This window comes from Paraconexibacter sp., assembly GCF_059438195.1.
This window is the reverse complement of record NZ_JBLKKY010000010.1, coordinates 39243-63847: the sequence shown is the minus strand read 5'-3', so window position 1 is coordinate 63847 and position 24605 is coordinate 39243. Positions and strand designations below refer to the sequence as shown.

Sequence of the window (24605 nt, the reverse complement as noted above, 5' to 3'; positions counted from 1 at the left end):
GTTCACGCACGCGCGGGACCCGTCTTCTCACCGACCTCTCATGAAACGTGAGGAGTCTGTGAGAGCGGGCGCACCTGGGCGCGCGGAAGCGCCATAAAGAGGTCCGCACTTCCGCGCACAACTGCCGACCAGGAGGACCCACCACATGCCCCGCACCCTTCCCCGCCGCGCCGTCGCCGCGGCGATCGCCACCGCGGCGATCATCCCCGCGACCGCCCTCGCGGCGACCATCGACGGCACCGACGGCAAGGACCGCCTCCGCGGCACGACCGAAGCCGACGTCATCAACGCGCTCGGCGGCCACGACCGCGTCTACGCCCGCGCCGGGGACGACACCGTCAACGGCGGCGAGGGCAAGGACCGCCTCTGGGGCCACGCCGGCAACGACACGATCAACGGCGACGCAGGCAAGGACCGCATCTGGGGCGGCTCCGACGACGACACGCTCGACGGCGGCGACGACCGTGACCGCCTTGTCGGCGGCCCCGGCGACGACACGATGAACGGCGGCTCGGACCGCGACGACCTCTACGGCAACGAGGGCGTCGACGTCCTCGAGGGCGGCGACGGCAGCGACAGGCTCTGGGCGATGTCGCGCAAGGACGTCACGCCCGGCCCGAACGGCGAGACCGACACGACCGGCGACACCGTGAACGGCGGCGCCGGCAACGACAAGATCCGCACCCGCGACAACGAGGTCGACACCATCACCTGCGGTGACGGCGACCGCGACCGCGCGATCCTCGACCTCGTCGACGTCATCGCCGACGCCACGCCGGAGAACCCGGACGGCTCCTGCGAGAAGGTGACGCGCAAGGAGGCCCGCGGCCGCGCGAACGGCGAGGACGCGAAGGACAAGTCGCGCGGCGGCGACGACTCCGCGCGCGGCAAGTCGGACGACAGCCGCGGCCGGGGTCGCGGCAGCGACGACTGAGTCTCAGTCCCCCTCGCTCGCGCCGCCCGTCTCCCGGGCGGCGCGCAGCGACTCCCACCACGAGGCCGTGAGGGCCTCGACGACGGCGCCGGCATCGGCGCCGTCGTCGTCGTGGTGGACCGCCTGGCGGTAGCCGACGCGCTCGGTCATCCACACGAGGACGTACGCCCGCGCGAACGCCTCCTGCTCGCCGAGTCCCTCCTCGACGAGCCGGCGCCGCGCGACGTCGATGAAGCGCGCGACGACCGCCTCCCAGAAGCCGGCGACCTGGGCGTCGTAGCCCGAGGCCTCGACGACGGCCCGCACGACGGTGGCGTGCGCGCGGAAGCTCGCGACGAGCCCGGCGACGGTGCTGCGCAGCCCGTCGCGGTCGGGCTCGCCGGCGAAGAAGCCGTCGGCGAGCCCGAAGGCCTCGCTCTCGAACTCCTCGGCGAGGCGCAGCAGGATCTCGCGCCGGTCCTCGAAGTGCGCGTAGAACGCCGTCCTCGTGCGGTCGGCGCGCTCCGCGATGCGGCTCACGCTGAGGTCCGCGAAGGACTCGCCCTCGCCGAGCAGCTCCTCGGTCGCGCGCAGGAAGGCGCGCTCGGTCTCGCCGCGGCGCGGGTCGTCGCGCCTCCTGGGCTCGAGCACGGGCATCGCGGCCACGGTATCTCGCGACGGCGCCCCCTGCCGCGCGCGGTCAGCGTCCGGCGGGCACCGCCATCTTGAACTGGTGCGACAGCGCATCCGCGGCGTCCTCCGCCGCCTTCCGCGCCGTGTCGGACACCGCGAGCATCTCGACGAACGCGTGCGGCACCCCGGCGTAGTCGGCGAGCTGCGTCGGGACGCCCGCGCGACGGAGGCGGTCGGCGTACGCGCGCCCCTGGTCGCGGAGCGGGTCGAGCTCGGCGACGAGGACCATCGCGGGGGGCAGGCCCCGGAGGATCTCGCGCGGCGCCTGGTTGGGGGAGAGACGCACGTCCGCGGCCGGCACGCCGTCCGGCACGGCGTGCTGCCGGTACCAGTCGACGACCGCGGTGCCGAGCGGCTCGGCATCGGCGTTCTCCGCGTAGGACTCCCAGTCGTCGGTCGAGAGGTCCGTGAGCGGCGAGACGAGGAGCTGGAAGATCGGCTGCGGCTCCTCGTTCTCGCAGAGCGAGATGCACGTCGCCGTCGCGAGCGTCGCGCCGACCCCCTCGCCGCCGACGGCGACCCGCTCGGGGTCACCCCCGATCTCGGTCGCGTGCGAGGAGAGCCAGCGGATCGCGGCGAGGGCGTCCTCGTGCGCCGCCGGGAACCGGTGCTCGGGCGCCGCGCGGTGGTCGACGGCGACGACGATCGCCTGGGCGCGGTTGGCGAGGACGCGCGGGAGCGCGTCGTCCGAGTCGAGGTCCGCCAGGCCGAGACCGCCGCCGTGGAACCAGGCGAGCACGGGGTCGTGCTCGTCGAGCGCGCCGATCGCCGCCTTCGCGCGCTGGCGCAGGGTGCGCTTCGGGAGGTAGACGCAGAGGCGCAGCTCGCCCGCGGGGCCGGGGATGCGGAGCTCGCGGATCTCGCTCACCTCCTCGCGGGCAGGTCCGCCGCCGTCCCGCGCGGCGATCGCGGCCGCGGCGTCGGCCGGGGAGGGCTGTCGCCGCGCGGCTTCCGGGCTCAGCGTCTCGATCGGCCCCTCGCGCAGCGTCCCGAGCTCTTCGATGACCTTCTGCGTCTGATCGTCCAGCGGCATGCGTCGTCCCCCTCGCGGATACGGGTGTCGCGGGTGTACCCGCGGCCCGCCGCGCTCACTCAGAGACCCGCGCTCACGCGGCCGCGCGGCGCCGGGCGGCCCTCACCCGTGGGCCCCGTCGGGGCACCGGCGTCGCGCCGCCCCGACGCGATCCGCACGAGCGCCGCGCCGAGGATCGCGACGAGACCGAGGCTCACGAGGAGCACGAGCGCCGAGAACGCGGTGACGATCCACTCGGCGACGTCGTCCTTGCGCTCGCGCTGGAGGATCTCCCGGTCGCCGACGAAGTCGCGCGTGAACGTGGCGGGTGCAGGCACCTCGGTCGCGGGGATCGCCTCGTCCTCGGGGAGGAAGACCGGCATCGCGACCATCTCGCTGCCGCGATGGATCCGGACGGCGGACTTCCACGTGCCGTGCACGGGGATCGGCGCCGTCCGGTACACGCCGGGACCGAGCTCCTCGAGGTCGTCGATCCGCAGCGGCTCCTCGCCCTGGTAGGCGATCGTGTGGAGCCAGTCGGCGTCGCGCGCCGCGTCGAGCGGGTCGATCCGGACCGTCGCGACGACCTCGCGCTGCGGCGCGGGCCGGACCTCCTCCACGGTGACGCTGCCCTGGACGTCCGGCGTCTCGGTCCGCGTGAGAGCGGCGAGCACGCCGCCGACGACGAGGACCGACGCGAGCGCGGTCGCGAGCGCCGTTCGCGTCGCGACGAGGTCGCGCCGGCGTTCGAGGCCGCCGACGACGAACGCGCCGAGGAACGCGGCGGCCACGGCGACCGGCACCGAGAGGGCGATCGCCTCGGGGAGGAGGTGCGAGGGCCACGGGATCGGCGACCAGACCTGCGTCCAGCCGTACTCGGCGAGCACGCCGAGCGTGCCGATGAGCACGCCGCTCACGACGGCGAAGCGGACGGGGCGGGCGCGCGCCGCGAGGGCGAGCGCGGCGGCCTCGACGAGGAGGGCCTCGGCGAGGAAGAGCGGGAAGGTCGCGTCCGCCTCGCCGAGCACCGGGCCGACGAGGAGCGTGATGACGCCGCGCACGGCGCAGAACCACAGGGCCGCGAGGAGCGCGGTGCCGGGCCCCGCGAGGGCGCGGACCGTGACGAGGGCGAAGGCCGCGATGCCGGCGATGAGGATCGGGTGGTAGACGAGCCGGAACTGCGGGACGCCGAAGTCGAACTCGCCGAGGTAGATCGAGAGGGCGGCGAGGAGACCGCCGCCGAGGGTCGAGTAGTACGCGGCGTGGCGGAGCCGCTCGGCGCCGCCGGGGAGCCGGAAGGTCTCGATCGGACGCCCGGACCGAGCGCGCGCCCGGGCCTCGAGGAGCCCCTCGCGGAAGAGGATGACGAGGCCGAGGACGCCGGTCGCGACGCCGCTGAGCATCTGCAGGTGGGTCGTCCCCCAGAGCGAGACGTCCTGGCCGAAGAGCCGGTGCGAGACGTCGTCGAGCGGGAAGCCGGCGAGCGCGACCGCCGAGCAGGCGACGACGACGGCGCCGCCGACCGGGGCGTGCCAGCCGCGGCCGACGCGCAGGGGCGCCGGACCGGGGCGCGACCCCTTCTCGGGGAGCACGATCGCGAGCCAGCCCGCCGCGAAGATGCCGAAGAGCCCGACGAGGATGAAGTAGTGCGAGGGGTTCGCGAGCGGGCCGTCGTCGCGACCGTCGTCGATGTGGAGCGACTCGTCCCAGGAGAGCCCGAAGAGCGCGGCGAGGAGCGTCGGGATCGCGACGCCGAGGGGCAGGGCCGCCCACCCGGGGAGGCCGCTCACGCGCTCGGAGAACGCGGCGAGCCGGCCGAGGACGGCGATGCGCCCGGTGCGGTGCCCGAGTCCGAGCACGAGGAGCGCGGAGGTCACGACGAGCGCGCCGCCCGTCGCGATGAGGATCTGCGTCGTCTCGGCCCCACCCGCCGACGGGGCCTCGGCGGCGAGCGGGAGCAGCGTCGGGGTGCCCATGACGGCGATTCTTCCTACACTGTCGTAGGAAAGTCAACCGCGAGGCGCCCGCCGACGCCGCGCGACGTGGGAGGATCCCGCCCGATGGCCCGACGCGCACGCCGACCCTACGCCCCGCGGATGCCCGTCGAGGAGCGGCGCGAGCAGCTCCTCGACGCCGCGCTGGAGATCATCACGCGGGACGGCTGGGCGGCGCTCACGATCGAGGCTCTCGCGCGCGAGATCGACGTGACGCGACCGGTCGTCTACGCGGCGTTCCGGGACCTCGCCGCGCTCCTCGCCGCGCTCTTCGCGCGCCAGGAGGAGCGCGCGCGCAGCGTCGTCGACGCCGCCCTGCCGACGCGCGAGGATCTCGAGGACCCCGACGAGGCCCTCGTCGGAGCCGTGACGCAGTTCGTGCGGGCCGTCGCCGACGACCCCCGCGGCTGGCGTCTCGTGCTCCTCCCGCCGGACGGCACCCCGGCGACGATCCGCCACGTCGTCGAGAAGAACCGCCAGCAGTACGCGGACCGCATCACGGAGCTCGTCTCGTGGGGACTCGCGCAGCGCGGCGGCCCGTCCGGCCTCGACGTCGAGCTCACCGCGCGCGCCCTCCTCGCGGTCGGCGAGGAGGCGGGCCGCCTGCTCCTCGTCGACCCGGAGGCCTACGCGCCCGAGCGGCTGGAGCGCTGGGTGCGCACGATCATGGGCGCCCTCGCCCGCGAGTAGCCCCCTGCCCACTGACGAAACTCACGCTGGGAGTGAGTTTCGTCAGGCGCGTGGGGCGATCCGTGACCCTCACGGGTCATGCCGTCGTCGCCGGCTCGCGCTCCTCGCGCGAGGGCCCCGGCTCGACGATCCAGTCGCCGGGCTCCGGCTCCTGGAGGATCTCGCGGTGGTGCGAGGCCTCCCACGGCCACACCGACGGGAGCCCGTCCGCGCCGAGGTACCAGCTCTTGCAGCCGCTCGTCCAGATCGTGTCCGGGAGCGCCGCCTTCATGTCCTCGTTGAACCGGGCGGTCGCCTCGGGCGTCGGATGCATCGCGTCGATCTCACCGCGACGCCACCGCTCGATGCAGCGCATCGCGAAGTCGGCCTGCGTCTCGGAGATCGCGAAGAGCGACTGGTTGCCGAACGGCGAGTGCGGGCCGATGAGCATGAAGACGTTCGGGAAGCCCGGCACGGCGACCGACCGGTAGCCGTAGGGCTCGAGGTCCCAGACGTCGGACAGCTGCACGCCGTCGACGCCGGTGAGCTCCATCGGCCGGACGAACATGTGCGCGTCGAAGCCGGTCGCCATGACGATGACGTCGAGCTCGTGGAGGGCGCCGTCGGTCGTGCGGATGCCCTTGGGCTCGACGCGCTCGATCGGCGTGTCGACGAGATGGACGTGGGGCTTCTCGAACAGCCCGTAGAAGCCGGTGCCCATGACGAGCCGCTTGCACATCGGCTTGTCGGTCGGGGTGAAGCGGCGGCGCAGCTCCGGGTCGCGGACCGTCTTCAGATGGAGCTCGCAGAGCTTCGTCATCATCGTCCGCTGCCACCCGGGCCGGACGACCGCGATGCCGAACGTCCCCTCGGTCGCGAGCTGCCAGCCTCGGGAGGTGCGCCGGATGAGCCCCGGGAAGCGCCGCGCGATCCACTTGCCCAGGCGCGTGTACCGCCGGTTCGGCAGCGGGAAGATCCACTGCGGCGTGCGCTGGAAGAGCTCGAACGTCGCCGCCTTCGGCGCGAGCGCCTTCGTGATCTGCATGCCGGTCGACCCCGTCCCGACGACCGCGATGCGGCGCCCCTCGAGCGGGACGGTGTGGTCCCACTCGGCGGAGTGGAAGCGCGCGCCCTCGAAGCTCTCGAGGCCCGGGATGTCGGGCGTCTTCGTGTGGACGAGCCCGCCGGCCGCGGTGATGATGAAGTCGTAGGTCGCCTCGTCGCCGGCCTTCGTGCGCAGGTGCCACTCGCCGTCACGCCACGTCGCGTCCTCGACCTCGGTGTCGAACGACATCCGGCCCTTGAGGTCGTAGTCGGTCGCGACGCGGTCGAGGTACTCCCAGATCTCGCGGCCGGGCGAGAAGAGGTGCGACCAGTCGGGGTTCCTCGCGAACGAGAACTCGTAGTTGCGCGAGGGGACGTCGCAGTGGAGGCCCGGATAGGTGTTCGCGTGCCACGTCCCGCCGAGGCCGTGCCACTTCTCGTAGATGTGGAACGTCTCGATGCCCGCCATCCGCAGCTTGCACCCCATGCCGATGCCGGACATGCCGGCGCCGATGATCGCGACACGCGGGGTCCGCAGAGCGCTCCCGCCGTTGACCGTGCTCATGCGCCCATGGTGTCATGGCGCCGCGCCTCTGGGGTACGGTCGCGTTCACATGAGCCTGCGGACCCTTCCCATCGCCCTCCTCTGCGCCGCCGCGACGGCGATCGCCCTCCCCTCGAGCGCATCGGCGGAGACGGCGTGGCTCTGCGGCCCGCAGGTCCCCGCCGGCGTCGAGGACCCGTGCAGGCCGAGCCTCGACACGACGATCGAGGAGCGGGACGGCTCGACGCGCGTCGTCCGCGCGACGCCGCCCGACGACCCCGGGATCGACTGCTTCTACGTCTACCCGACGGCGAGCGAGCAGCTCGGCACGAACGCCGAGGCCGTCCGCGAGCCGAGCGTCGTGTCGATCGCCCGCTACCAGGCGGCGCGGTTCTCGCAGGAGTGCCGCGTCGTCGCCCCGCTCTACCGTCAGCTCACGCTCGCGTCGATCGCGGTGGGCTCGCCGACGGCGCGCGCCGCCGGGGCGCGCCTCGCCTACGAGGACGTGCGCGCCGCGTGGCGCGAGTACCTCGAGACGCAGAACGGCGGCCGCGGCGTCGTCCTCGTCGGGCACTCGCAGGGCACGGTGATGCTCCGGCGGCTCATCAGCGACGAGATCGACGGGCGGCCCGAGATCCGGGCGCGGCTCGTGTCGGCGCTCCTCCTCGGCGGCAACGTCGTCGTGAAGGCGGGCGAGCGGGCCGGCGGCGACTTCGAGAACGTGCCGCTCTGCGCCTCGCACGGCGAGACGGGCTGCGTCATCGCGTTCAGCGTGTTCGACGAGACGCCTCCGCAGCCGGCACGGTTCGGCCGGCCGCCCGCGGAGCCCTCGAACGGGCTCGGCGGCGGCCCCGGGACCGAGGTCGCGTGCACGAACCCCGCGTCGCTCGCCCGCAACGAGCGCTCGACGTTCACCTCGCTGCTGCGCGGCGAGCCGTTCGAGGGTCCGGTGCTCGGCGCGGGGCTTCTCGTGACGTTCGGAGGTCCACCGCCGTCGGCGCGGACGTCGTGGGTGCAGCCCCGGGAGCGCTACTCGGGCCGGTGCGAGCGGGTGGACGGCGCTCACGTCCTCATGGTCGCGCCCGAGCCGGGTGCGCGGGACCTCGACGTCTTCCCCGACGCCGGGTGGGGCCTGCACATCACCGACGGGAACATCGCGCTCGGCGATCTCGTGGACGAGGTCGCCGAGCAGAAGGCGACCTACCTCGCGCCGCCGCGACTGCGGCTGCGGTTCGACGCCGCGTTCGCGCGCGATGCGCGCGGGCGGCGCTGCAGCCGCTCCGGCGTCCGCGTGACCGTGACGGGCCCCGATCGCGCGGACGTGGAGCGGGCCGAGCTGCGCCTCCGCGGCCACCGGGTCGCCGTCGACCGGAGGGCGCCCTTCTCCGCGCGGGTCGCCCGCTCGTCCCGCCGGCTGCGGCCGGGCCGCCTCGAGCGCGTCGAGGCGCGCGTGACGACCCTCCGCGGGGAGACGGCGACCGTCGCTCGTCGCGTGCGCATGTGCGCGTGACCGTCGGACCTGGCGCACCCCGTCCTTCCCGTGGGCGTCCCTGCTCGGATACGGTCGGGTCGTGAGGAGGGGTCGATGCCATCGTGGCGTGCGGTGCGCCGTGCTCGGCGCGCTCGCTGCAGTCGCGGCGCTCGCCGTGCCGTCCCCGGCGGCTGCGGAAGGCGACGTCACGTGGCTGTGCGGCCCGCGCGTCCCCGAGGGCCAGCCGCACCCGTGCTTCGAGAGCCTCGACACGACGATCCAGGAGTCGCGGTTCAGCTTCCCCGTCGTGAAGGCCGAGCCCGACCCCGATCCGGCGATCGACTGCTTCTACGTCTACCCGACCGTCAGCGAGCAGCTCGGCCGCAACGCACGGCCGGTCCGCGAGCGCGGCGTCGTGGCGATCGCGCGACTGCAGGCGAGCCGGTTCGCGCAGGAGTGTCGCGTCGTCGCGCCGGTCTACCGCCAGCTCACGATCTCCGCGCTCTACCTCGGCCCGGAATCGCGCAGGGCAGCGGGGCTCCTCGACGCCTACGAGGACGTCCGGGCGGCATGGCGGAGCTACCTCGCCGAGGACAACCGCGGCCGCGGCGTCGTCCTCCTCGGGCACGGGCAGGGCGCGCGGCTGCTGCGCCGCCTCCTCCGCGAGGAGGTCGACCCGGATCCGGAGGTCCGCCGGCTCCTCGTGTCGGCGATCCTGCCCGGCGCGAACGTGCTCGTGCGCGAGGGAGCGCGCGACGGGGGTGACTTCGCCCATGTCCCGACGTGCACCTCGCCCGGCGAGACGGGGTGCGTCATCGCCTACAGCATCTTCAACGAGCCACCGCCCCGCGACCCGCTGTTCGGCCGCGTCCCGCCGGGACCGGAGGCCGACGGCCTGCCGGGCGGCCCCGGCCTCGAGGTCGCGTGCACGAACCCCGCCTCGCTCGGGGCCAACGAGCGGCGGATGATGACGACGCTCATGCGCAGCGAGGTGTTCCCCGGTGCCTACGGCGCGGGGCTCACGTACATGTACGGCAGCCGCCCCCCGTACCAGTACACGCCGTGGACGCAGGTCTACGAGCGCTACACGGCGCGCTGCGAGCGGATCGCCGGGACGCACGTCCTGCTCGTCCAGCCGGTCGACGACGCGCGGCGCCTGCGGCCGTTCCCGGATGCCCGCTGGGGCCTGCACCTCGTCGACGTCAACCTCCCGCTCGGCGAGCTCGTCGACATCGTCGCGCGCCAGAAGGCCGCCTACCTCGCCGCGGCCGCCGCGCCGCCCAGCGCCGCGGCGGCGCCCCGCCTGCGCCTGCGGTTCGACGCGAGGTTCGCGCGCGACCGGCGAGGCCGGCGCTGCAGCAGGTCCGGCGTCCGCGTCACGCTCTCCGGCGCCGATCGGGGCGCCGTCGTCCGCGCGGCCGTGCGGCTCCGCGGCCGGCGCGTCGCCCGCGACGTCCGCGCCCCGTTCACCGCGCGGCTCGCCCGCTCGCGGACGCGCCTGCGCCCCGGACGGTCGGAGCGCATCACGGTGCTCGCGCGGCTCGAGGACGGCCGGCTCGCCCGCGTGCGCCGTTCCGTGCGCATCTGCGCCTGAGGCCGCCCCTGACCGCGCTGAGTGTGGATCCACCCGGCTCTCCGCCGGGTGGATCCACACTCACGCCCTTGCGGGGGCCATGAACTCGGCGATGCGGTCGTAGACGGCGGGCTCGTCGTGCATGCACCAGTGGCCGGCGCCGGGGACGATCCAGGTCTCCGGATCGCTCCCGAGGGCGCGCGCATACGTCTCGACGTGCTCGGTGCCGACGTACGGGTCTTTCTCGCCCCAGACGATGAGCGACGGGCAGGTGAGGTCGCCGAGGCGCTCTCCGTGCCTCGCGAGGACGTCGGGGTCGGCGGAGCGGTAGAGGCGCAGGATCGCGTCCTTCATGCCGCGGTCGAGGTCGCGGTCGACGCGGTCGAGCCACTCGCCGTCCATCGACGAGAGGCCCGGGCGCTGCAGGCGCGTGAGGGTCTTCACGGTGAACCGGTTGAAGAGCATCATCGTCGTCTCGCCGACGACGGGCGGCCTCCACATGTACGTCGAGATCCAGTGCCACTTGTACGAGTCGCAGAGCGGGATCGCGTCGCTCACGACGAGCCGCGCCACCCGGTCGCCGCGGCGTGAGGCGGCGGGCAGCGCGAGCGCGCCCCAGTCGTGGACGACGAGCCGGAAGCGGTCGACGTCCAGCGCGTCGAGGAGGGCGTCGAACCAGCGGTCGTGCGCGTCGAGCGAGCCGTCGAAGACCGACGGGTCGGGCCGCTCGGAGCGCCCCCACCCGGGGAGGTCGGGGGCGATGACGCGGCCGATCTGCGCCGTGCGCTCGAGGAGCGGCAGCCACTGGTCGGCGGAGTCGGGATTGCCGTGGACGCAGATGAGCGGGACGTCGGAGGACCCGCTGTCGTAGAGGAAGGTGTCGACGCCGGCGACGTCGAGACGACGCGCCGGCGACGCAGCGATCGTGCCCATGCGCCCACCCTCTCACGTCCGGCGACATCCGTCGCGATGATGAGCCGTACGATCGGCCGATGACCTCGACCCCCGAGGAGGGCCGGCTCCTCGTGAGCTGCGCGGACCGGCCCGGCATCGTCGCCGCGGTCTCGCGGTTCCTCGCCGAGCGCGGCGCGAACATCGCCCAGTCCGACCAGTACTCGACGGACGTCCGCGGCGGCGCCTTCTTCCTGCGCATGGCCTTCCATCTCCCGTCGCTCGCCGCCGACCGCGACGCGCTCGAGGCCGACTTCGCGCGGGAGGTGGCGGCCCCGTTCGCGATGGAGCACCGCTTCAGCTACCCGTCCACCCCGAAGCGCGTCGCGATCCTCGTCTCACGCGAGGACCACTGCCTCGTCGATCTCCTCTGGCGCGTCCGGCGCGGCGAGCTCGACGTCCGCGTGCCGCTCGTCGTCTCGAACCACATCGACCTCCGCGCCCAGGTCGAGGGGTTCGGCGTCCCCTTCGAGCACGTGCCGGTGACGAAGGAGACGAAGCCGCAGGCCGAGGCCCGCCAGCTCGATCTGCTGCGCGGCGAGGTCGACCTCGTCGTCCTCGCCCGCTACATGCAGATCGTGAGCGGCGACTGGCTCGACCGCGTCGGCGCCCCCGTCATCAACATCCACCACTCCTTCCTCCCCGCCTTCCCCGGCGCCGGTCCCTACGCCCGCGCCAAGGAGCGCGGCGTGAAGCTCATCGGCGCGACCGCCCATTACGTCACCGAGGAGCTCGACGCGGGCCCGATCATCGAGCAGGACGTCATCCGCGTCACCCACCGGGACTCCGTCGAGGAGCTCGCCCGCCTCGGCGCCGACATCGAGCGCACGGTGCTCGTGCGCGCGGTCCGGGCCCACTGCGAGGACCGCGTGCTCGCGCACGGGAACACGACGGTGGTGTTCTGAGCGCTCGGCCTCAGCCGTGCAGCAGCTCGAGGAGCGCGTCGCCGTGCTTCTCGACGAAGGACGGGCCGATGCCCTTGATCGCGAGCAGCTCGTCCGCGGTGCCGGGCCGGCGGCGCACGACCTCGCGCAGCGTCGCGTCGGTCGCGACCGTGTAGGCGGGCTTGCCGGCCGCGCGCTCGCGGCGCCACGCCTTCAAGGGGGCGAGCTCCTCGTCGGGCACGGGCGGGCCGTCGTCGGCCGGGGCGCTCCGCGACCGGCGGCCCCCGCGGGCGGCCCGCACGTCGATCTCGGGGAGCCAGTCGACGGGGTCGTCCACGTCGCAGCAGCGGCCCGTCGGCGCGACGGGCTCGTCGTCGCCGAAGTGGTCGAGGAGCTGCCGGCGACGGCAGGTCTCGTCGCCGCTGGCGTACCGCTCGATCGAGCGATAGGCCTCCCAGCGGCGGTTCTTCGCCGCGCGGCACATCTCCGCGACGGCGCGGTGGTCGAGATCGCCGGGCCCCAGCTCGATCCGCAGGCGACCGCCCGCGCCGGGGGCGAGGTCGAGGGCGCCCGCCCGCTCGGCGATCGCGAGCGCGACGCGGTCGCGGTCGTCGCCGGCCTCGACGTCGACGACGCCGTCGGCATCGGCGCGCGTGCGCAGGCGACCGACGAGCGCACCGACCTGCTCGACGGTCACCTCCGCCTCCTGGATGAAGCGCACGAGGCGGCCGAGGTCCGAGCGCGACGCGAGCAGGACGGCGCGGGCGGGCCCGCCGTCGCGGCCCGCCCGGCCGGCCTCCTGGTAGTAGGCCTCGAGCGACGAGGGCAGCGCCCAGTGCCACACCGAGCGCACGTCGGCCTTGTCGACCCCCATCCCGAACGCGTTCGTCGCGACGACGACATCGGCCTCGCCGCGCATGAACGCGTCCTGACGGCGGGAGCGCACGTCGGCGGACATCCCCGCGTGGTAGGCGACGGCGGAGAGCCCCGCGCCGGAGAGAAGCTCGGCGACCTCCTCGGTGCTCTTCCGCGTCCCGCAGTAGACGACCGCCGGGCGGTTCTCGGGCATCGCGACGCCCGCGGCGAGCGTCGCGCGCTTGCGGGCGACCGAGCCCTCGCCGTCGAACCGCAGGACGTCGAACGAGAGGTTGGGGCGGTCGAAGCCCGAGCGCACGCGCTCGGGGTCGCGGAGGCCGAGGCGGCGGACGATCTCCTCGGCGACCTTCGGCGTCGCGGTCGCCGTGCACGCCATCACGGGCGGGTGGCCGAGCTCGCCGATGACGGGCGCGAGCCGCAGGTAGTCGGGGCGGAAGTCGTGTCCCCACTCGCTCACGCAGTGCGCCTCGTCGACGACGAAGAGCGCGATCGCCCGCGACCGCAGAGCCTGGCGGAACGCGCCCGAGGCGAAGCGCTCCGGCGCGGCGAAGCAGATCTTCGCGGTGCCGTCGCGGATCTCCGCGAGCGCGGCGCGATTGGCCTCGCCGTCGCCGCCGGAGGCGAGCATGACCGCCGGGTGGCCGAGGTCGGTGAGCCGGCCGCACTGGTCGCGCATGAGCGCGATGAGCGGCGAGACGACGACGGTGAGGTCGTCCCCCGCGAGCGCGGGGAGCTGGTAGCAGAGGCTCTTGCCGCCGCCGGTCGGCATGACGACGAGCGCGTCGCGCCCTTCGAGGGCCGCGCAGACCGCCTCGCGCTGGCCGGGACGGAAGGTCGACAGGCCGAGGAGCGAGAGGAGCCCGTCGGGGTCGACGTCGGCGAGCGAGCGACGGGCGGGCGGAGGCGACTCCGCCGGCTGCTCCTGCCATCCCTCCTGACGAAGCTCACGCTGGAGGTGAGTTTCGTCAGCGGGGAGGGGCGAGGTCGTGGGCTCGTCCCCGAAGGCCGCGAGGAGCGCCGCCTCGTCGTCGGCGCTCGGCTCCCAGTCGCCCTCCGACTCGCCGGACGGCGCCGCCGTCCGCGCGGCGGCCGCCTCGACCCGCCGCGCGGCGAGCCGTGCGAGCGGGGTGAGAGCCTCGCGCTCCTCGGCGTCGAGCCCGCGCCAGCGGGCGCGGACGTCGTCGAGCGCCGCCCGCGCACCCGGGGCGGACGGATCGGCGAGGATCGAGGCGAGCGCGGAGAGGACCGACTGCACGGCTGGACCGTAGCGAGGGTGTCGGAAGTCGACCCCCACGCCATCGTTATGCGAACGTGACGTCCCACCCTTCACCGTGAAGCCCATGCGCAAGCCCCCGAGCCTCTGGATCGACCGGCCCGACGACTGGCCCGACGGCCCGTCCGACGAGCCGCCGACGCGCGTCATGGACACCCAGGCGCCGGCTCCGCCGCCCCGGCGGCCGCTGCGCGAGCCGGCCGACTCCCCGACGCCCCCGCCTCCGCCGTCTCGCTCGCCCCGCCGCGGGCGGCGCATCGTGACGGCCGTCGCCGCCGTCGCGGTCCTCGCGGGCGGCGGCGGATACGTCCTGGGGAGCGCGGACGACGACGCCCCGGACGCCGCGGCCGACGCGGCCGCCCCTCTCTCCGTGCAGGGCTCCACCGTCCCGGCGACGCCCGCCCGCGAGCTCTACGCCGCGGCGAGCGAGGCCGTCGTGTCCGTCCAGGTCCGCGCCGGCTCGGGCGTCGGCTCGGGCACCGGCTTCCTCATCGACGACGGCGGCACGATCGTCACGAACGCCCACGTCGTCGGCGAGGCGCAGACCGCCGAGATCCGCCTCGACGAGGACCGGGCTCCCGTGACCGGGGACATCGTCGGCACCGACGTGTCCACCGACCTCGCGGTCGTCCGCGTCCCCGAGACGGCCGTCGAGGGCATCGACCCCCTCTCGCTCGCCGACTCCACGAAGGTGCAGGTCGGCGACGCCGCCCTCGCGATCGGCTACCCGCTCGGTCTCGACCGGACGGCGACCGCGGGCATCATCTCCGGGCTCGAGCGCGAGATCCAGGCGCCGAACGGCTTCAGCATCGACGAGGTCATCCAGACCGACGCGCCGATCAACCCGGGCAACTCCGGCGGCCCGCTCCTCGACGCCGCGGGCCGCGTCATCGGCGTCAACTCGCAGATCGCGACCGCCGGCGCCGGCGGCGGCAACGTCGGCATCGGCTTCGCCGTCCCGTCGGCGACGGTGCGGGAGGTCGTCCCGCGGCTCATCGCCGGTGAGACGATCGATCGCGCGTGGCTCGGCGTGAGCACCGCCGACTCGGGCGGCCCGGCCGGCGGCGCGACGATCGCGACGGTCGTCGCCGGCGGCCCCGCCTCGCGATCCGGCCTGGAGGCCGGCGACGTCATCGTCGGCGTCGAGGGCTCGCCGGTGCGCACCTCGAGCGACGTCGGCGCCCGCATCGACGAGCAGGAGCCGGGCGATGCGATCGAGATCCAGCTGCAGGACGGGCAGACCGTCGAGGTCGTCCTCGGGACGCGCCCGGAGTCCGTCCCGTGAGCTTCGAGGCCCCGGTCGTCCTCGCCGGGCTCCTCGTCGTCCCGCTCCTCGTCTGGGCCTACCTCTCCTACGAGCGCCGGTCGCAGACCGCGCGGGAGGCGTTCGTCTCGACGCCGCTCCTCGCGGCGGTCGCCCCCCACCGCCCGGGGTGGCGCCGCCACGTGCCCGTCGTGCTCCTCCTCCTCGCGGTGACGACGCTCGTCCTCGCGATCGCCCGACCGCAGACGACCCGGGCGGTGCCCATCGAGCAGGCGACGATCGTCGTCGTCACCGACCGCTCGGGCTCGATGCTCGCCGAGGACGTCCGCCCGAACCGGCTCGTCGCGGCCCGCGACGCCGCCCAGACGTTCGTCGACAACGTGCCGAACGACGTCCGGGTCGGCGCGATCGCGTTCAACCAGGCCCCGTCGGTCATCGCGAGCCCGACCCGCAACCACGTCGCGGTGCGGGCCGCCCTCGCGCAGGTCGACGCCGCGGGGAGCACGGCGACCGGCGACGCCCTCGCGGCCGCGCTGCGGCTCCTGCCGCCCGCGACCCCGGGAAGCATCGACGGCGACGAGGAGGCGCCGCCCGCGGCCGTCGTCCTCCTCTCGGACGGCAAGAGCGTCCGCGGGCGCGACGTCCTCGGCGTCGCCGAGGAGGCGGAAGCCGCGGCGGTCCCGGTCTACACGGTCGCGCTCGGCACCCCCACGGGCACGATCGTCGGCAACGACGGCGTGACGCGCGACGTCCCGCCCGACCGCGAGACGCTCGAGCAGGTCGCCGAGATCACCGGCGGCGAGGCGTTCGCCATCGACGACGCCGAGCGACTGCGGCAGGTCTACGAGCGACTCGGCTCGGACCTCGCGACGGAGGAGGAGGACGTCGAGATCACGAACGCGTTCGCCGGCGGCGCGCTCCTCCTCATGCTCTTCGCCGTCCTCGCGTCGATCCGCTGGTTCGGCCGGATCCTGTAGCCCGACCTCCCGCCTCCTCACCCTCGTCGTCCTCGGCCGCCCGGGACATCCGGGCGTGCTCCCACGACATGAGGACGACGCCGGCGAACACGACCGCGAACCCGGCGAGATGCGCGACGCGGAACGGCTCGGCCAGCAGCACGTAGGACAGCACGAGGGCGGACACCGGCATGAGGCTCATGAACCCCGCGGCGACGGCGCCCGAGGTGCGCGCGATGCCCGAGTACCAGAGCCAGGTGCCGAGCGCGAGCGTCCCGCCGCCGTACCAGCCCAGGGCGAGCCAGGCGTCGACGTCGACGTCCGCCGGCGAGAAGTCGCCGAGCTGCGAGATCGCGAGCGGCGCGAAGAGCGGCAGCGCCATGACCGCGGCGACGAAGGCGACGAGCACCGGATCGACGTGCTTGGAGACGCGCTGGCCGAGCAGCGTGTAGGCGACCTCGCAGAGCACCGCGCCGAAGACGAGCGCCGAGCCCAGGAGGACGTCGCCGCTCCCGCCGTCCCCCGCGCTGCCGATCTGCAGGATGCCCACGCCCGCGACGGCGAGCCCGATCGCCGCGACCTTGCGCCACGTCGCCGACTCGCCGAGCACCGCGATCGACACGAGCGCGGTCACGGCCGGCGTCGTGCTCATGACGCTCGCGCCGACCGCCCCCGGGACCTCGCGCATGCCGTAGAGCATGAGGGCCGAGAACCCGACCATCCCGAAGACGGCGATGAGCGCGACGAGGAGCCAGTCCCGCCGTGAGAGGTCGCGCAGCCCCGACCGCTGCGACAGCGCGAAGGGCGCGAGGACGAGCGCCCCGATGCCGACGCGCGCGAACGACGCGACGAACACCGGCATCGCCCCGGCGACGATCCGCGAGACCGGCGTCGCCGAGCCGAACGTCGTCATGCCGAGGGCGAGACGCGCGGTGGTCGACGCGGTGCTGTGGCGGGCTGGCTCCTCACCGGGCACCCTCCGGGCGTGCCCAGGACGAGGGCGGGCGACGCATCGGCGGCGGCGCGACCCCGGCCGCGTCGCTTCGTTATCCCGACCTGACGCCCCGCCCCTCACCATGACCGCCATGGACGAGAACGCCCCGCTCCTCGACACGGCCGCGCACGACGGCGACGACACCACCGGCGCCCGGCGGGACCTCGAGAAGGCGCTCTGGGAGTGCAAGCGCGTCGTCGTCGGGCAGGACGCCATGCTCGAGCGCGTCATCGTCGCGCTCCTCACCGGCGGCCACGTCCTCCTGGAGGGCGTCCCCGGCCTCGCGAAGACCCTCACGGTCCGCACGCTCGCGGACGTCCTCGGCGGCTCCTACAGCCGCGTGCAGTTCACCCCGGACCTCGTCCCGTCCGACCTCGTCGGCACGCGCATCTGGCAGCCGGACACCGGGGAGTTCCGCACGGAGCTCGGACCGGTCTTCGCGAACCTCGTCCTCGCCGACGAGATCAACCGCGCGCCCGCGAAGGTCCAGTCCGCCCTCCTCGAGGTGATGCAGGAGAAGCAGGTGACGATCGGCGGGCGGCCGCACCGCGTCCCCGACCCCTTCATCGTCCTCGCCACCCAGAACCCGATCGAGTCCGAGGGCACCTACGCCCTGCCCGAGGCGCAGGTCGACCGCTTCCTCTTCAAGGTCCTCGTCGACTACCCCGCGCTCGAGGACGAGGTGACGGTGGCCCGAGGGCTCGCGGGCGCCGTCGCACGCGCCCGCGAGGTGCTCGGCCCGCAGGACCTCCTCCGCCACCGCGCCGCCGCCCGCGAGGTGCACGTCGACCGCGTCGTCGCGACCTACGCGGTCACGCTCGTCGCCGCGACGCGGGACCCGGCCGCTCACGGCCTCGACCATCTCGCCGAGCACATCGAGTTCGGTGCGAGCCCGCGCGCGTCGATCGGCCTCGTCGAGGCGGGCCGCTCGCTCGCGCTCCTCCGGGGCCGCACCCACATGACGGCCACCGACGTCCACGACATCGCCCGCGACGTCCTGCGCCACCGCATCACGCTGAGCTACGACGCGCTCGCCGACGGCGTGGACGTCGAGGAGCTCATCGGCGAGATCCTCGACCACGTCGCGCCGGAGGGCCGCGCGCCGCTCGCCGAGGCCGCGTAGTGCCACGGACCTCGCAGGGCGCGACGGGGCTCGTCGTCCCACTCGGCCGCCAGGGCCGCGGCCGGCTCCCCGCCGACGCCGTCGGCCGCCTCGACGTCGCGCTGCGTCGTCGCGCGACCGGCGCCCTCCCGGGCGACCACGCGGCCGCCGGCACGGGCGCGGGCACCGAGCTCGCGCGCCTGCGGCCCTACGAGGCCGGTGACGACGTGCGTCAGCTCGACCCCGCGGCGAGCGCCCGGACCGGCGTGCCGCACATCCGCCTCCAGGTCCCGGAGCGCACGGTGACGACGTGGCTCGTCCTCGACGTCTCGGCGTCCATGGCGTTCGGGACCGCGGCCCGCCTCAAGTGGGACGTGGCCGACGGCGTCGCCGAGGTCGTCGCGCGCCTCGCCGTGCGACGCGGCGGCCGGATCGCGGTCGTCACCGCGGGCGAGCCGCAGCCGCGCCTCCTCCCGCCGCGCGGGGGACGCGGGGCGCTCGCGGCGGTGCGCCGCCTCGTCGCCGAGGGCGTCGTCCCGGACGGCGCCGCGCACCGGCCGCTCGACGCCGCGCTCGGCCGGGTCGGACGCCTCGCACGCGCACGTGGCATCGTGGTCGTCGTGTCGGACTTCCGCGACGCCCCCGACGGCCGCCCCTCCTGGGAGGGCGCGCTGCGCCGTCTCGGCGCTCGCCACACCGTCGTCGCCGTCGAGGTCCGCGACCCGCGCGAGGACGCCCTCCCCGACAGCGGGCAGCTCGCGGTCGTCGACCCGGAGAGCGGCGAGATCGTCCACCTCGACACGTCGTCGCCCGCGGTCCGCGACCGCTTCGCCCGCGCCGAGGCCGAGCGCCGCGAGAGCCTCGCCGCGGCTCTCGGGCGGGCAGAGGCCCGCCACGTCGTCCTGCGCACCGACCGGGACTGGCTCCGCGACCTCGGGAGGGAGCTCCGATGAGCCTCACCGAGCCCGCGTTCCTCCTGGCGCTCCTCGCGCTCCCGCTCGTCGCCTGGTTCTTCGTGCGCGAGCGCGAGCGGCGACGTCGCTACGCGGTCCGGCTCCCGGCGCTCGCGGGCATCCAGGCCGCCAGCGTCTCCCGCGGCTCCTGGCGCCGCGGCCTTCCGATCGGCCTCCTCGTCCTCTCCGCGATCGCCCTCGTCGTCGCGCTCGCGCGGCCGCACGTGACGGTCGCCGTCCCGGTCGAGCGCGCCTCGGTCATGCTCGTCACCGACCAGTCCGGCTCGATGCTCGCCGACGACGTCTCGCCGACCCGGATCGACGCGGCGGCGAACGCGGCGAGCCGGTTCCTCGACCGCGTCCCGGACGAGCTCCTCGTCGGCTTCACGAGCTACTCCAGCGGCGTCGAGGCGCTGCTCGAGCCGACGACCGACCACGACGACGTCCGCCTCGCGATCGCGTCGCTGCGCGCCGACGGCGGCACCGCGACCGGCGACGCGCTCCAGGTCGCGCTCGACCGCCTCGAGGCGCGCCGCGCGGAGGACGGGCGCACGGCGCCCGCGGCGATCGTGCTCCTCTCCGACGGCGCGACGACGGAGGGGTCGGACCCCATCGAGGCCGCCGAGCGCTCCGCCGAGCTCGCCATCCCGATCTTCACCGTCTCCCTCGGGACGCCCGACGGCATCGTCTACGGGCCCAACGGCGAGGTCCTCGCGGTCCCGCCGGACCCCGAGACGCTGCGCCAGATCGCCGCGGAGTCCGGCGGGGAGACGTTCGCCGTCGACCAGAGCGAGGAGCTCGACCAGATCTACGAGAACCTCGGCTCGCGGATCGGCACGAAGGACGAGGAGCGCGAGATCAGCGCGGCGTTCGCCGGCGGCGGGCTCCTCTTCCTCCTCCTGGGGATGGGCACCGGGCTGCGCTGGCGCAGCCGGGTGGTCTGAGCGCACGCGGGGCGCCCGCAGCGCCCGCGCGGTCGCGTCCCCATCCCGTTCCAGAAAAAAATCCGTCTCGATTGATTCATTTGCTAGCGTCGTGCTCCCGCGGCGCTCGCCGCGCTCGAGACGAGACAGAAGGAGAACCCCGTGTTCCAAGACAAGGTCGCGATCGTCACCGGCTCCGCCCGGGGCATCGGCCGCAGCACCGCCGAGATCCTCGCTGCGGGCGGCGCGAAGGTCGTCGTGTCCGACATCGACCCGGACGCCGCGAAGGCGGCCGCCGACGAGATCGAGGGCGAGGCCGTCGCCCACGCCGGCGACCTCGCCCAGGCGAGCGTGCCGGACGCGCTCGTGAAGACGGCGCTCGACAGCTTCGGCACCGTCGACATCATCGTCAACAACGCCGGCTACACCGTCGACTCGCCGATCCACAAGATGAGCGACGACGACTTCCAGGCGATGCTCGACATCCACACCATCGCGCCGTTCCGCCTCCTGCGCGCCGCGGCCCCGGTCATGCGCGAGGCCGCGAAGAAGGAGCGCGAGGAGGGCCGCGAGGTCTTCCGCAAGGTCGTCAACATCGCCTCGATGGCCGCCTACGGCAACGCGGGCCAGGCGAACTACTCCTCCGCGAAGGCCGGCGTCATCGGCCTCACGAAGACGCTCGCGAAGGAGTGGGGCTCCTTCAAGATCAACTGCAACGTCGTCGCCTTCGGGCTCGTCGACACCCGGCTCACGCAGGCGAAGACCGGCGAGACGACCGTCCAGGTCGGCGAGCGGACGGTCAACGTCGGCATCCCCGAGCAGGCGCGGCAGATGATGGGCGCCATGATCCCCCTCGGCCGCGGCGCGACGCCGACCGAGGCCGCGGGCGGCATCGTCTTCCTCTGCTCGCCCTGGAGCGACTACGTCACCGGCCAGGTCCTCAACGTGAGCGGCGGCCTCCCGCTCGGGATGTCGTCCTGAAGCCGACGGGCTCCGGCTGGCATCCTTCGGTCGCCTCCATGAGCAGCGCAGACGCGACGGATCCCGGCCGGAGCCCCACCGGCGCCCTCGAGCCGAAGCAGGCGCGCAGCCTGGCGACGCGGCGCCGTCTCCTCGACGCCGCCGTCGACGAGCTCATCGAGTCCGGCTACGCCCGCCTCACGACGGCGAGCGTCGCGAAGCGGGCCGGCGTCTCGCGCGGCGCCCAGCAGCACCACTTCCCGCAGAAGGCGACGCTCGTCGCGGAGGCGGTGCGGCATCTCGCGGTTCGGCAGCTCGAGAGCGTCCGCGCGGCATCCGCCGAGGAGAGCGACAGCCGGTCCCGCGTCGAGCGCGTGCTCGACCTCTTCTACGACTTCTACTCCGGCAGCCTGTTCGCCGCGATGCTCGAGCTCACGCTCGCCAGCCGCGGGGACGCCGAGCTCGCCGAGCTCGTGGCGCCGATCGACGGCGACGTGAGCCGGGAGGTGAACGAGCGCGCCACCGAGATGTTCGGCGAGGACGTGGCCGCCGTCCCGGACTTCGACGTCCGCCTGCGTCACGTCCTCAGCACGGTCCGCGGCCTCGCGCTCCTGCGCTTCATGGGCCGCTCGCGCTCGACGACCGACCGGCAGTGGGAGTTCAGCCGCGGCGAGCTGCTGAGGACCGTGACAGGCGAGTGACCGCGTGAGAGGATCGCGACCGTGATCCTCTACACGTGCGAGCTCGGCACGTTCGGCGGCGGGCTCCCGGCCCCGCTCGCCCATCCCTGCGGCCGGGCGGCGAAGGCGCTCGACGACGTCGGCGTCGCCTACGAGCAGCGGACGGTGAAGGGCGGCAGCATGAAGCCGTGGACGTGGCGGTCGCGCGGGGCGGACCGGGCGGAGATCGAGCGCCTCAGCGGCCAGCGGTCCGTCCCGATCCTCGTGCTCGACGACGGCGAGGTCGTCGTCGGGTCCGGCGAGATCGCCGCATGGGCGCGGCGGGCCGGCGCCCGGCCTGCGGCCGGCTGAGCGGCGACGCGCCCCCACGCGCGTGGGGTCCGGCGACTCCGGGCAGCGACCGGCATGGACTTTCTCACCCTCATCCTCGGCGGCACCGTCGCGCAGGGTGCGCTCTGGACGGCTGGCGTCGTCAGCCTCCTCTTCATCGGCTGGGTCGGCCTCCAGCTCGTGCGCCGCGTCCGCGAGTCCGCTGAGCTCACGGAGTCGACGCCAGGGTTCGGGGAGGACTCCCCGAGCGTCACCGGGCAGCCCAGCGCAGCCCGAGGCGAGGCTCGCGGTCGCCGTGTGAGCGACCCGACCCGAGCCACGCCCGCGCGGCCCACGCGCTGACCGGGCGAGCGGGCGCGGTCGAAGCGCGCCCGCTCGGACCCCGCTCCCGAACGAGCCGTCGGGCTCCCCGACGGCGATCCTCAGGCCGCCGTCCCGACCCCGAGCAGCTCGTCGGTGACGTGCTTCGCAGTGACGGCGCACGACTGCGTGCCGCCGTCACCGAAGTCGCGCACACCGTCGCCGACGTGGTGCAGGTTGTCGAGCGGCGTCGCGCGCGGCATCTCGTACCCCGACGCGGCGCGCTGCGCGGGCCAGTCGCCGCGCATGACGCGGACGTCGAGGACGCGCGTCTCGGGGTCCCGCATCCCGTCGAGCTCCTCCTCGAGCTCGGTGAGCATCGCCTGGACCTCCGCGTCCTCGTCGAAGTCCCCGACCGCCGGGCGCGGGACGCCGTAGACGACGGTGAGGTGCCAGCCCTCCGGCGCGAGCTCGGGGCAGGTCGCCGTCATGTTCCCGGCGTTGCAGATGCGCTCGGTCGCGCTGAAGACGATGAGCCCCGGGGTGTCGAGGAGCGGCTCGCGACTCGCGACGTGGATGATGACGTTCGCCGTCGGCCTCGAGGTCTCGCGGATGTCGCGGACGTAGTCGGCGCCGAGGACGTCCTCGCCGACGAGGTCGATCGTCGCGACCGGCCCGATGTTCGAGATCGCCGCGCCGCAGGTCACCTCGGCGGTCGTCCCGTCCTCGCGGCGGATCGTCGCGCCGGTGACGCGCCCGTCCCGCGTGTGCAGGGTCGTCACCTCGCTCGAGGTCCACACCTGCGCGCCGTCGCGCTGCGCCGCGCCCGAGAGCGCCTCGCAGACAGCGGCGGTCCCCTCGGGGTGGAAGCCGAAGTTGCGGAACGCGCCCTTCTGCATGAAGTACGTGAGGAACGCCTTCGCCGGGATCTCGTCGGCGTTCACGGCGAAGATCGCGGCCGAGAGGTTGCGGAAGAGGCGGTGGACGGTCTCGTTCGACGTCGCGCCGCCGATCCAGCCCTCGAGGGTGAGCTGCTCCTCGGGCATCTCGCCCTTGCGGGCGCTGCCGAGCTGGGAGAGGACCTTCGCGCCCTTCTTCGTGATCTGGTCGAGGAGGAACGCCCAGCCGCCCTTCGCCGGGTTGACGGTCTTGCCCTTCACCCGGAAGACGTTCGCCGGGTCGGGGTAGCGGAGGTCGAGCGTCGCCTCCACGTCCCTGAACGTCTCCTCCATCATGCCGCCGTTCTCGATCGCGACGGCGCCGGTGTTGATGACGAAGCCGTCCTTCTCGAACGACGACGCGCGCCCGCCGACGCGCTCGGCGCGCTCCACGAGGAGGACGGACTTCCCCGCGTGGGCGAGACGCGCGGCGGCGCACACGCCTCCCATGCCGGCCCCGACGATGAGGACGTCGACGTGCTGCTGGTCCGTGGTCATCTCTCTCCCTCCCCGCCCCTGACGGCGGATCGACTCAGCGTCCCTGCCAGTTCGGCGCGCGCTTCTCCGTGAAGGCGCGTGCGCCCTCGCGGGCGTCCTCCGAGCTCATGACCGGGTCGACGATCTCCGCCTGCCGGTCGAAGAACTCCTCGTCGCTCCAGCCCCACTGCTTCTCGATGACCTTCTTCGAGGCGGTGAGCGAGAGCGGTCCGTTCTGCGCGATCGCCGCCGCGAGCTCGAGCGCGGCGTCGAGCGCGCCGCCGGGCTCCGCGATGCGGTTGATCGCGCCGAGCTCGTGCGCCCGCTCGGCCGTGATGAGCTCACCGGTGAGCGCGAGCTCCATCGCGATCGCGGCCGGCATCCGGCGCGGGAGGCGGCGCAGCGCGCCCCCGGCGGCGACGAGGCCGCGCTTCGCCTCGGGGATGCCGATCTTCGCGCCCCTCGCGGCGACGATGAGGTCGCAGGCGAGGGCGATCTCGAGGCCGCCGGCGACGGCGAAGCCCTCGACAGCGGCGATGAGCGGCGTCTCGGACGGCCTGCGGACGATCCCGGCGAAGCCGCGGTCGCCCGCCCACGGGCGCTTCCCGGTCTCGCCGAAGGCCTTGAGGTCCATGCCGGCGCAGAAGCCCTTGCCGGCGCCGGTGACGACGCCGATGCGCAGCCCCGGGTCGCCGTCGAGCTCGTCGAGCGCGGCGGCCATCGCCTCGGCCATCGGCAGGTCGACGGCGTTGCGGACGTCGGGGCGGTTGAGGGTGATGACGAAGACGCCGTCGTCGCGGCGCTCCGTGAACAGCGGTTCACTCGACATGC

General features: G+C 74.4%; 23 protein-coding genes. 14 read left to right on the top strand and 9 right to left on the bottom strand.

Annotated features, from left to right (window positions below):
* The first annotated feature begins 145 nt into the window (after nucleotides 1-145).
* Entirely contained in the window at nucleotides 146-934 is a 789-nt protein-coding gene (locus ACME2J_RS05660) for a calcium-binding protein (RefSeq protein WP_495543909.1), read from the top strand.
* 3 nt (nucleotides 935-937) lie between these two features.
* Here ACME2J_RS05660 and ACME2J_RS05655 read toward each other — a convergent pair whose 3' ends face one another.
* The 3 genes from ACME2J_RS05655 to ACME2J_RS05645 are packed head-to-tail and all read right to left on the bottom strand — an operon-like array spanning nucleotide 938 to nucleotide 4594.
* Nucleotides 938-1570, bottom strand: a complete 633-nt coding sequence (locus tag ACME2J_RS05655; protein WP_495543908.1) for a TetR/AcrR family transcriptional regulator — start codon at nucleotides 1568-1570, stop codon at nucleotides 938-940.
* Between the two features lie 43 nt (nucleotides 1571-1613).
* Nucleotides 1614-2639, bottom strand: a complete 1026-nt coding sequence (locus ACME2J_RS05650) for an alpha/beta hydrolase (RefSeq protein WP_495543907.1) — start codon at nucleotides 2637-2639, stop codon at nucleotides 1614-1616.
* A gap of 59 nt (nucleotides 2640-2698) precedes the next feature.
* Complete coding sequence (locus ACME2J_RS05645) at nucleotides 2699-4594, bottom strand: hypothetical protein (protein ID WP_495543906.1); 1896 nt, start codon at nucleotides 4592-4594, stop codon at nucleotides 2699-2701.
* Between the two features lie 84 nt (nucleotides 4595-4678).
* Here ACME2J_RS05645 and ACME2J_RS05640 point away from each other — a divergent pair, with 84 nt between their 5' ends.
* Entirely contained in the window at nucleotides 4679-5302 is a 624-nt protein-coding gene (locus tag ACME2J_RS05640; RefSeq protein ID WP_495543905.1) for a TetR/AcrR family transcriptional regulator, read from the top strand.
* A 76-nt stretch (nucleotides 5303-5378) separates the two neighbouring features.
* Here the strand turns inward: ACME2J_RS05640 and ACME2J_RS05635 are convergent, their stop codons facing one another.
* Nucleotides 5379-6890 carry a flavin-containing monooxygenase gene (locus ACME2J_RS05635; protein WP_495543904.1) on the bottom strand — a complete coding sequence of 504 codons (1512 nt, stop codon included), beginning with the start codon at nucleotides 6888-6890 and terminating at the stop codon, nucleotides 5379-5381.
* A gap of 49 nt (nucleotides 6891-6939) precedes the next feature.
* On the opposite strand from ACME2J_RS05635, the gene ACME2J_RS05630 reads away from it, so the two are divergent.
* Both ACME2J_RS05630 and ACME2J_RS05625 read left to right on the top strand, forming a co-directional pair.
* Nucleotides 6940-8379: a DUF3089 domain-containing protein gene (locus ACME2J_RS05630; protein ID WP_495543903.1), complete on the top strand. Its 1440-nt coding sequence runs from the start codon at nucleotides 6940-6942 to the stop codon at nucleotides 8377-8379.
* Between the two features lie 88 nt (nucleotides 8380-8467).
* Complete coding sequence (locus tag ACME2J_RS05625; RefSeq protein ID WP_495543902.1) at nucleotides 8468-9934, top strand: DUF3089 domain-containing protein; 1467 nt, start codon at nucleotides 8468-8470, stop codon at nucleotides 9932-9934.
* A gap of 60 nt (nucleotides 9935-9994) precedes the next feature.
* Here the strand turns inward: ACME2J_RS05625 and ACME2J_RS05620 are convergent, their stop codons facing one another.
* Nucleotides 9995-10846 carry an alpha/beta fold hydrolase gene (locus ACME2J_RS05620; RefSeq protein WP_495543901.1) on the bottom strand — a complete coding sequence of 284 codons (852 nt, stop codon included), beginning with the start codon at nucleotides 10844-10846 and terminating at the stop codon, nucleotides 9995-9997.
* Between the two features lie 59 nt (nucleotides 10847-10905).
* Here ACME2J_RS05620 and purU point away from each other — a divergent pair, with 59 nt between their 5' ends.
* On the top strand, nucleotides 10906-11769 hold the full coding sequence (purU, locus tag ACME2J_RS05615) for a formyltetrahydrofolate deformylase (protein WP_495543900.1): 864 nt from the start codon (nucleotides 10906-10908) through the stop codon (nucleotides 11767-11769).
* Between the two features lie 10 nt (nucleotides 11770-11779).
* Here purU and ACME2J_RS05610 read toward each other — a convergent pair whose 3' ends face one another.
* Complete coding sequence (locus ACME2J_RS05610) at nucleotides 11780-13879, bottom strand: RecQ family ATP-dependent DNA helicase (protein ID WP_495543899.1); 2100 nt, start codon at nucleotides 13877-13879, stop codon at nucleotides 11780-11782.
* A gap of 85 nt (nucleotides 13880-13964) precedes the next feature.
* Here ACME2J_RS05610 and ACME2J_RS05605 point away from each other — a divergent pair, with 85 nt between their 5' ends.
* Together ACME2J_RS05605 and ACME2J_RS05600 are read left to right on the top strand one after the other, a co-directional pair.
* Entirely contained in the window at nucleotides 13965-15182 is a 1218-nt protein-coding gene (locus ACME2J_RS05605) for a S1C family serine protease (protein ID WP_495543898.1), read from the top strand.
* Nucleotides 15179-16138 carry a VWA domain-containing protein gene (locus ACME2J_RS05600; RefSeq protein ID WP_495543897.1) on the top strand — a complete coding sequence of 320 codons (960 nt, stop codon included), beginning with the start codon at nucleotides 15179-15181 and terminating at the stop codon, nucleotides 16136-16138. The genes ACME2J_RS05605 and ACME2J_RS05600 overlap by 4 nt, the downstream gene beginning before the upstream one ends.
* Here ACME2J_RS05600 and ACME2J_RS05595 read toward each other — a convergent pair.
* Nucleotides 16086-17030, bottom strand: coding sequence for a DMT family transporter (locus ACME2J_RS05595; RefSeq protein ID WP_495543896.1), 945 nt, complete (start codon nucleotides 17028-17030; stop codon nucleotides 16086-16088). The two genes, ACME2J_RS05600 and ACME2J_RS05595, sit on opposite strands and share 53 nt — an antisense overlap.
* Before the next feature lie 172 nt (nucleotides 17031-17202).
* Between ACME2J_RS05595 and ACME2J_RS05590 the strand changes: the two genes are divergently transcribed.
* The 7 genes from ACME2J_RS05590 (at nucleotide 17203) to ACME2J_RS05560 (ending at nucleotide 22401) form a co-directional block, all read left to right on the top strand.
* Nucleotides 17203-18234 (top strand): AAA family ATPase, encoded by a 1032-nt coding sequence (locus ACME2J_RS05590; RefSeq protein WP_495543895.1) that lies wholly within the window; start codon nucleotides 17203-17205, stop codon nucleotides 18232-18234.
* On the top strand, nucleotides 18234-19166 hold the full coding sequence (locus ACME2J_RS05585; protein WP_495543894.1) for a DUF58 domain-containing protein: 933 nt from the start codon (nucleotides 18234-18236) through the stop codon (nucleotides 19164-19166). The genes ACME2J_RS05590 and ACME2J_RS05585 overlap by 1 nt, the downstream gene beginning before the upstream one ends.
* Complete coding sequence (locus ACME2J_RS05580) at nucleotides 19163-20110, top strand: VWA domain-containing protein (protein WP_495543893.1); 948 nt, start codon at nucleotides 19163-19165, stop codon at nucleotides 20108-20110. Before ACME2J_RS05585 ends, ACME2J_RS05580 begins: the two co-directional genes overlap by 4 nt.
* Before the next feature lie 141 nt (nucleotides 20111-20251).
* Nucleotides 20252-21070 (top strand): SDR family NAD(P)-dependent oxidoreductase, encoded by an 819-nt coding sequence (locus ACME2J_RS05575; RefSeq protein WP_495543892.1) that lies wholly within the window; start codon nucleotides 20252-20254, stop codon nucleotides 21068-21070.
* A 38-nt stretch (nucleotides 21071-21108) separates the two neighbouring features.
* Entirely contained in the window at nucleotides 21109-21750 is a 642-nt protein-coding gene (locus ACME2J_RS05570) for a TetR/AcrR family transcriptional regulator (RefSeq protein ID WP_495543891.1), read from the top strand.
* Between the two features lie 21 nt (nucleotides 21751-21771).
* Nucleotides 21772-22080 (top strand): glutathione S-transferase N-terminal domain-containing protein, encoded by a 309-nt coding sequence (locus tag ACME2J_RS05565; protein ID WP_495543890.1) that lies wholly within the window; start codon nucleotides 21772-21774, stop codon nucleotides 22078-22080.
* 54 nt (nucleotides 22081-22134) lie between these two features.
* On the top strand, nucleotides 22135-22401 hold the full coding sequence (locus ACME2J_RS05560) for a hypothetical protein (RefSeq protein ID WP_495543889.1): 267 nt from the start codon (nucleotides 22135-22137) through the stop codon (nucleotides 22399-22401).
* 80 nt (nucleotides 22402-22481) lie between these two features.
* Here ACME2J_RS05560 and ACME2J_RS05555 read toward each other — a convergent pair whose 3' ends face one another.
* A complete protein-coding gene (locus ACME2J_RS05555) occupies nucleotides 22482-23795 on the bottom strand; it encodes a phytoene desaturase family protein (RefSeq protein WP_495543888.1) in 1314 nt (437 codons plus the stop codon).
* Nucleotides 23796-23829: 34 nt separating this feature from the next.
* Nucleotides 23830-24603 carry a crotonase/enoyl-CoA hydratase family protein gene (locus ACME2J_RS05550; protein WP_495543887.1) on the bottom strand — a complete coding sequence of 258 codons (774 nt, stop codon included), beginning with the start codon at nucleotides 24601-24603 and terminating at the stop codon, nucleotides 23830-23832.
* Between the last annotated feature and the right edge of the window lie 2 nt (nucleotides 24604-24605).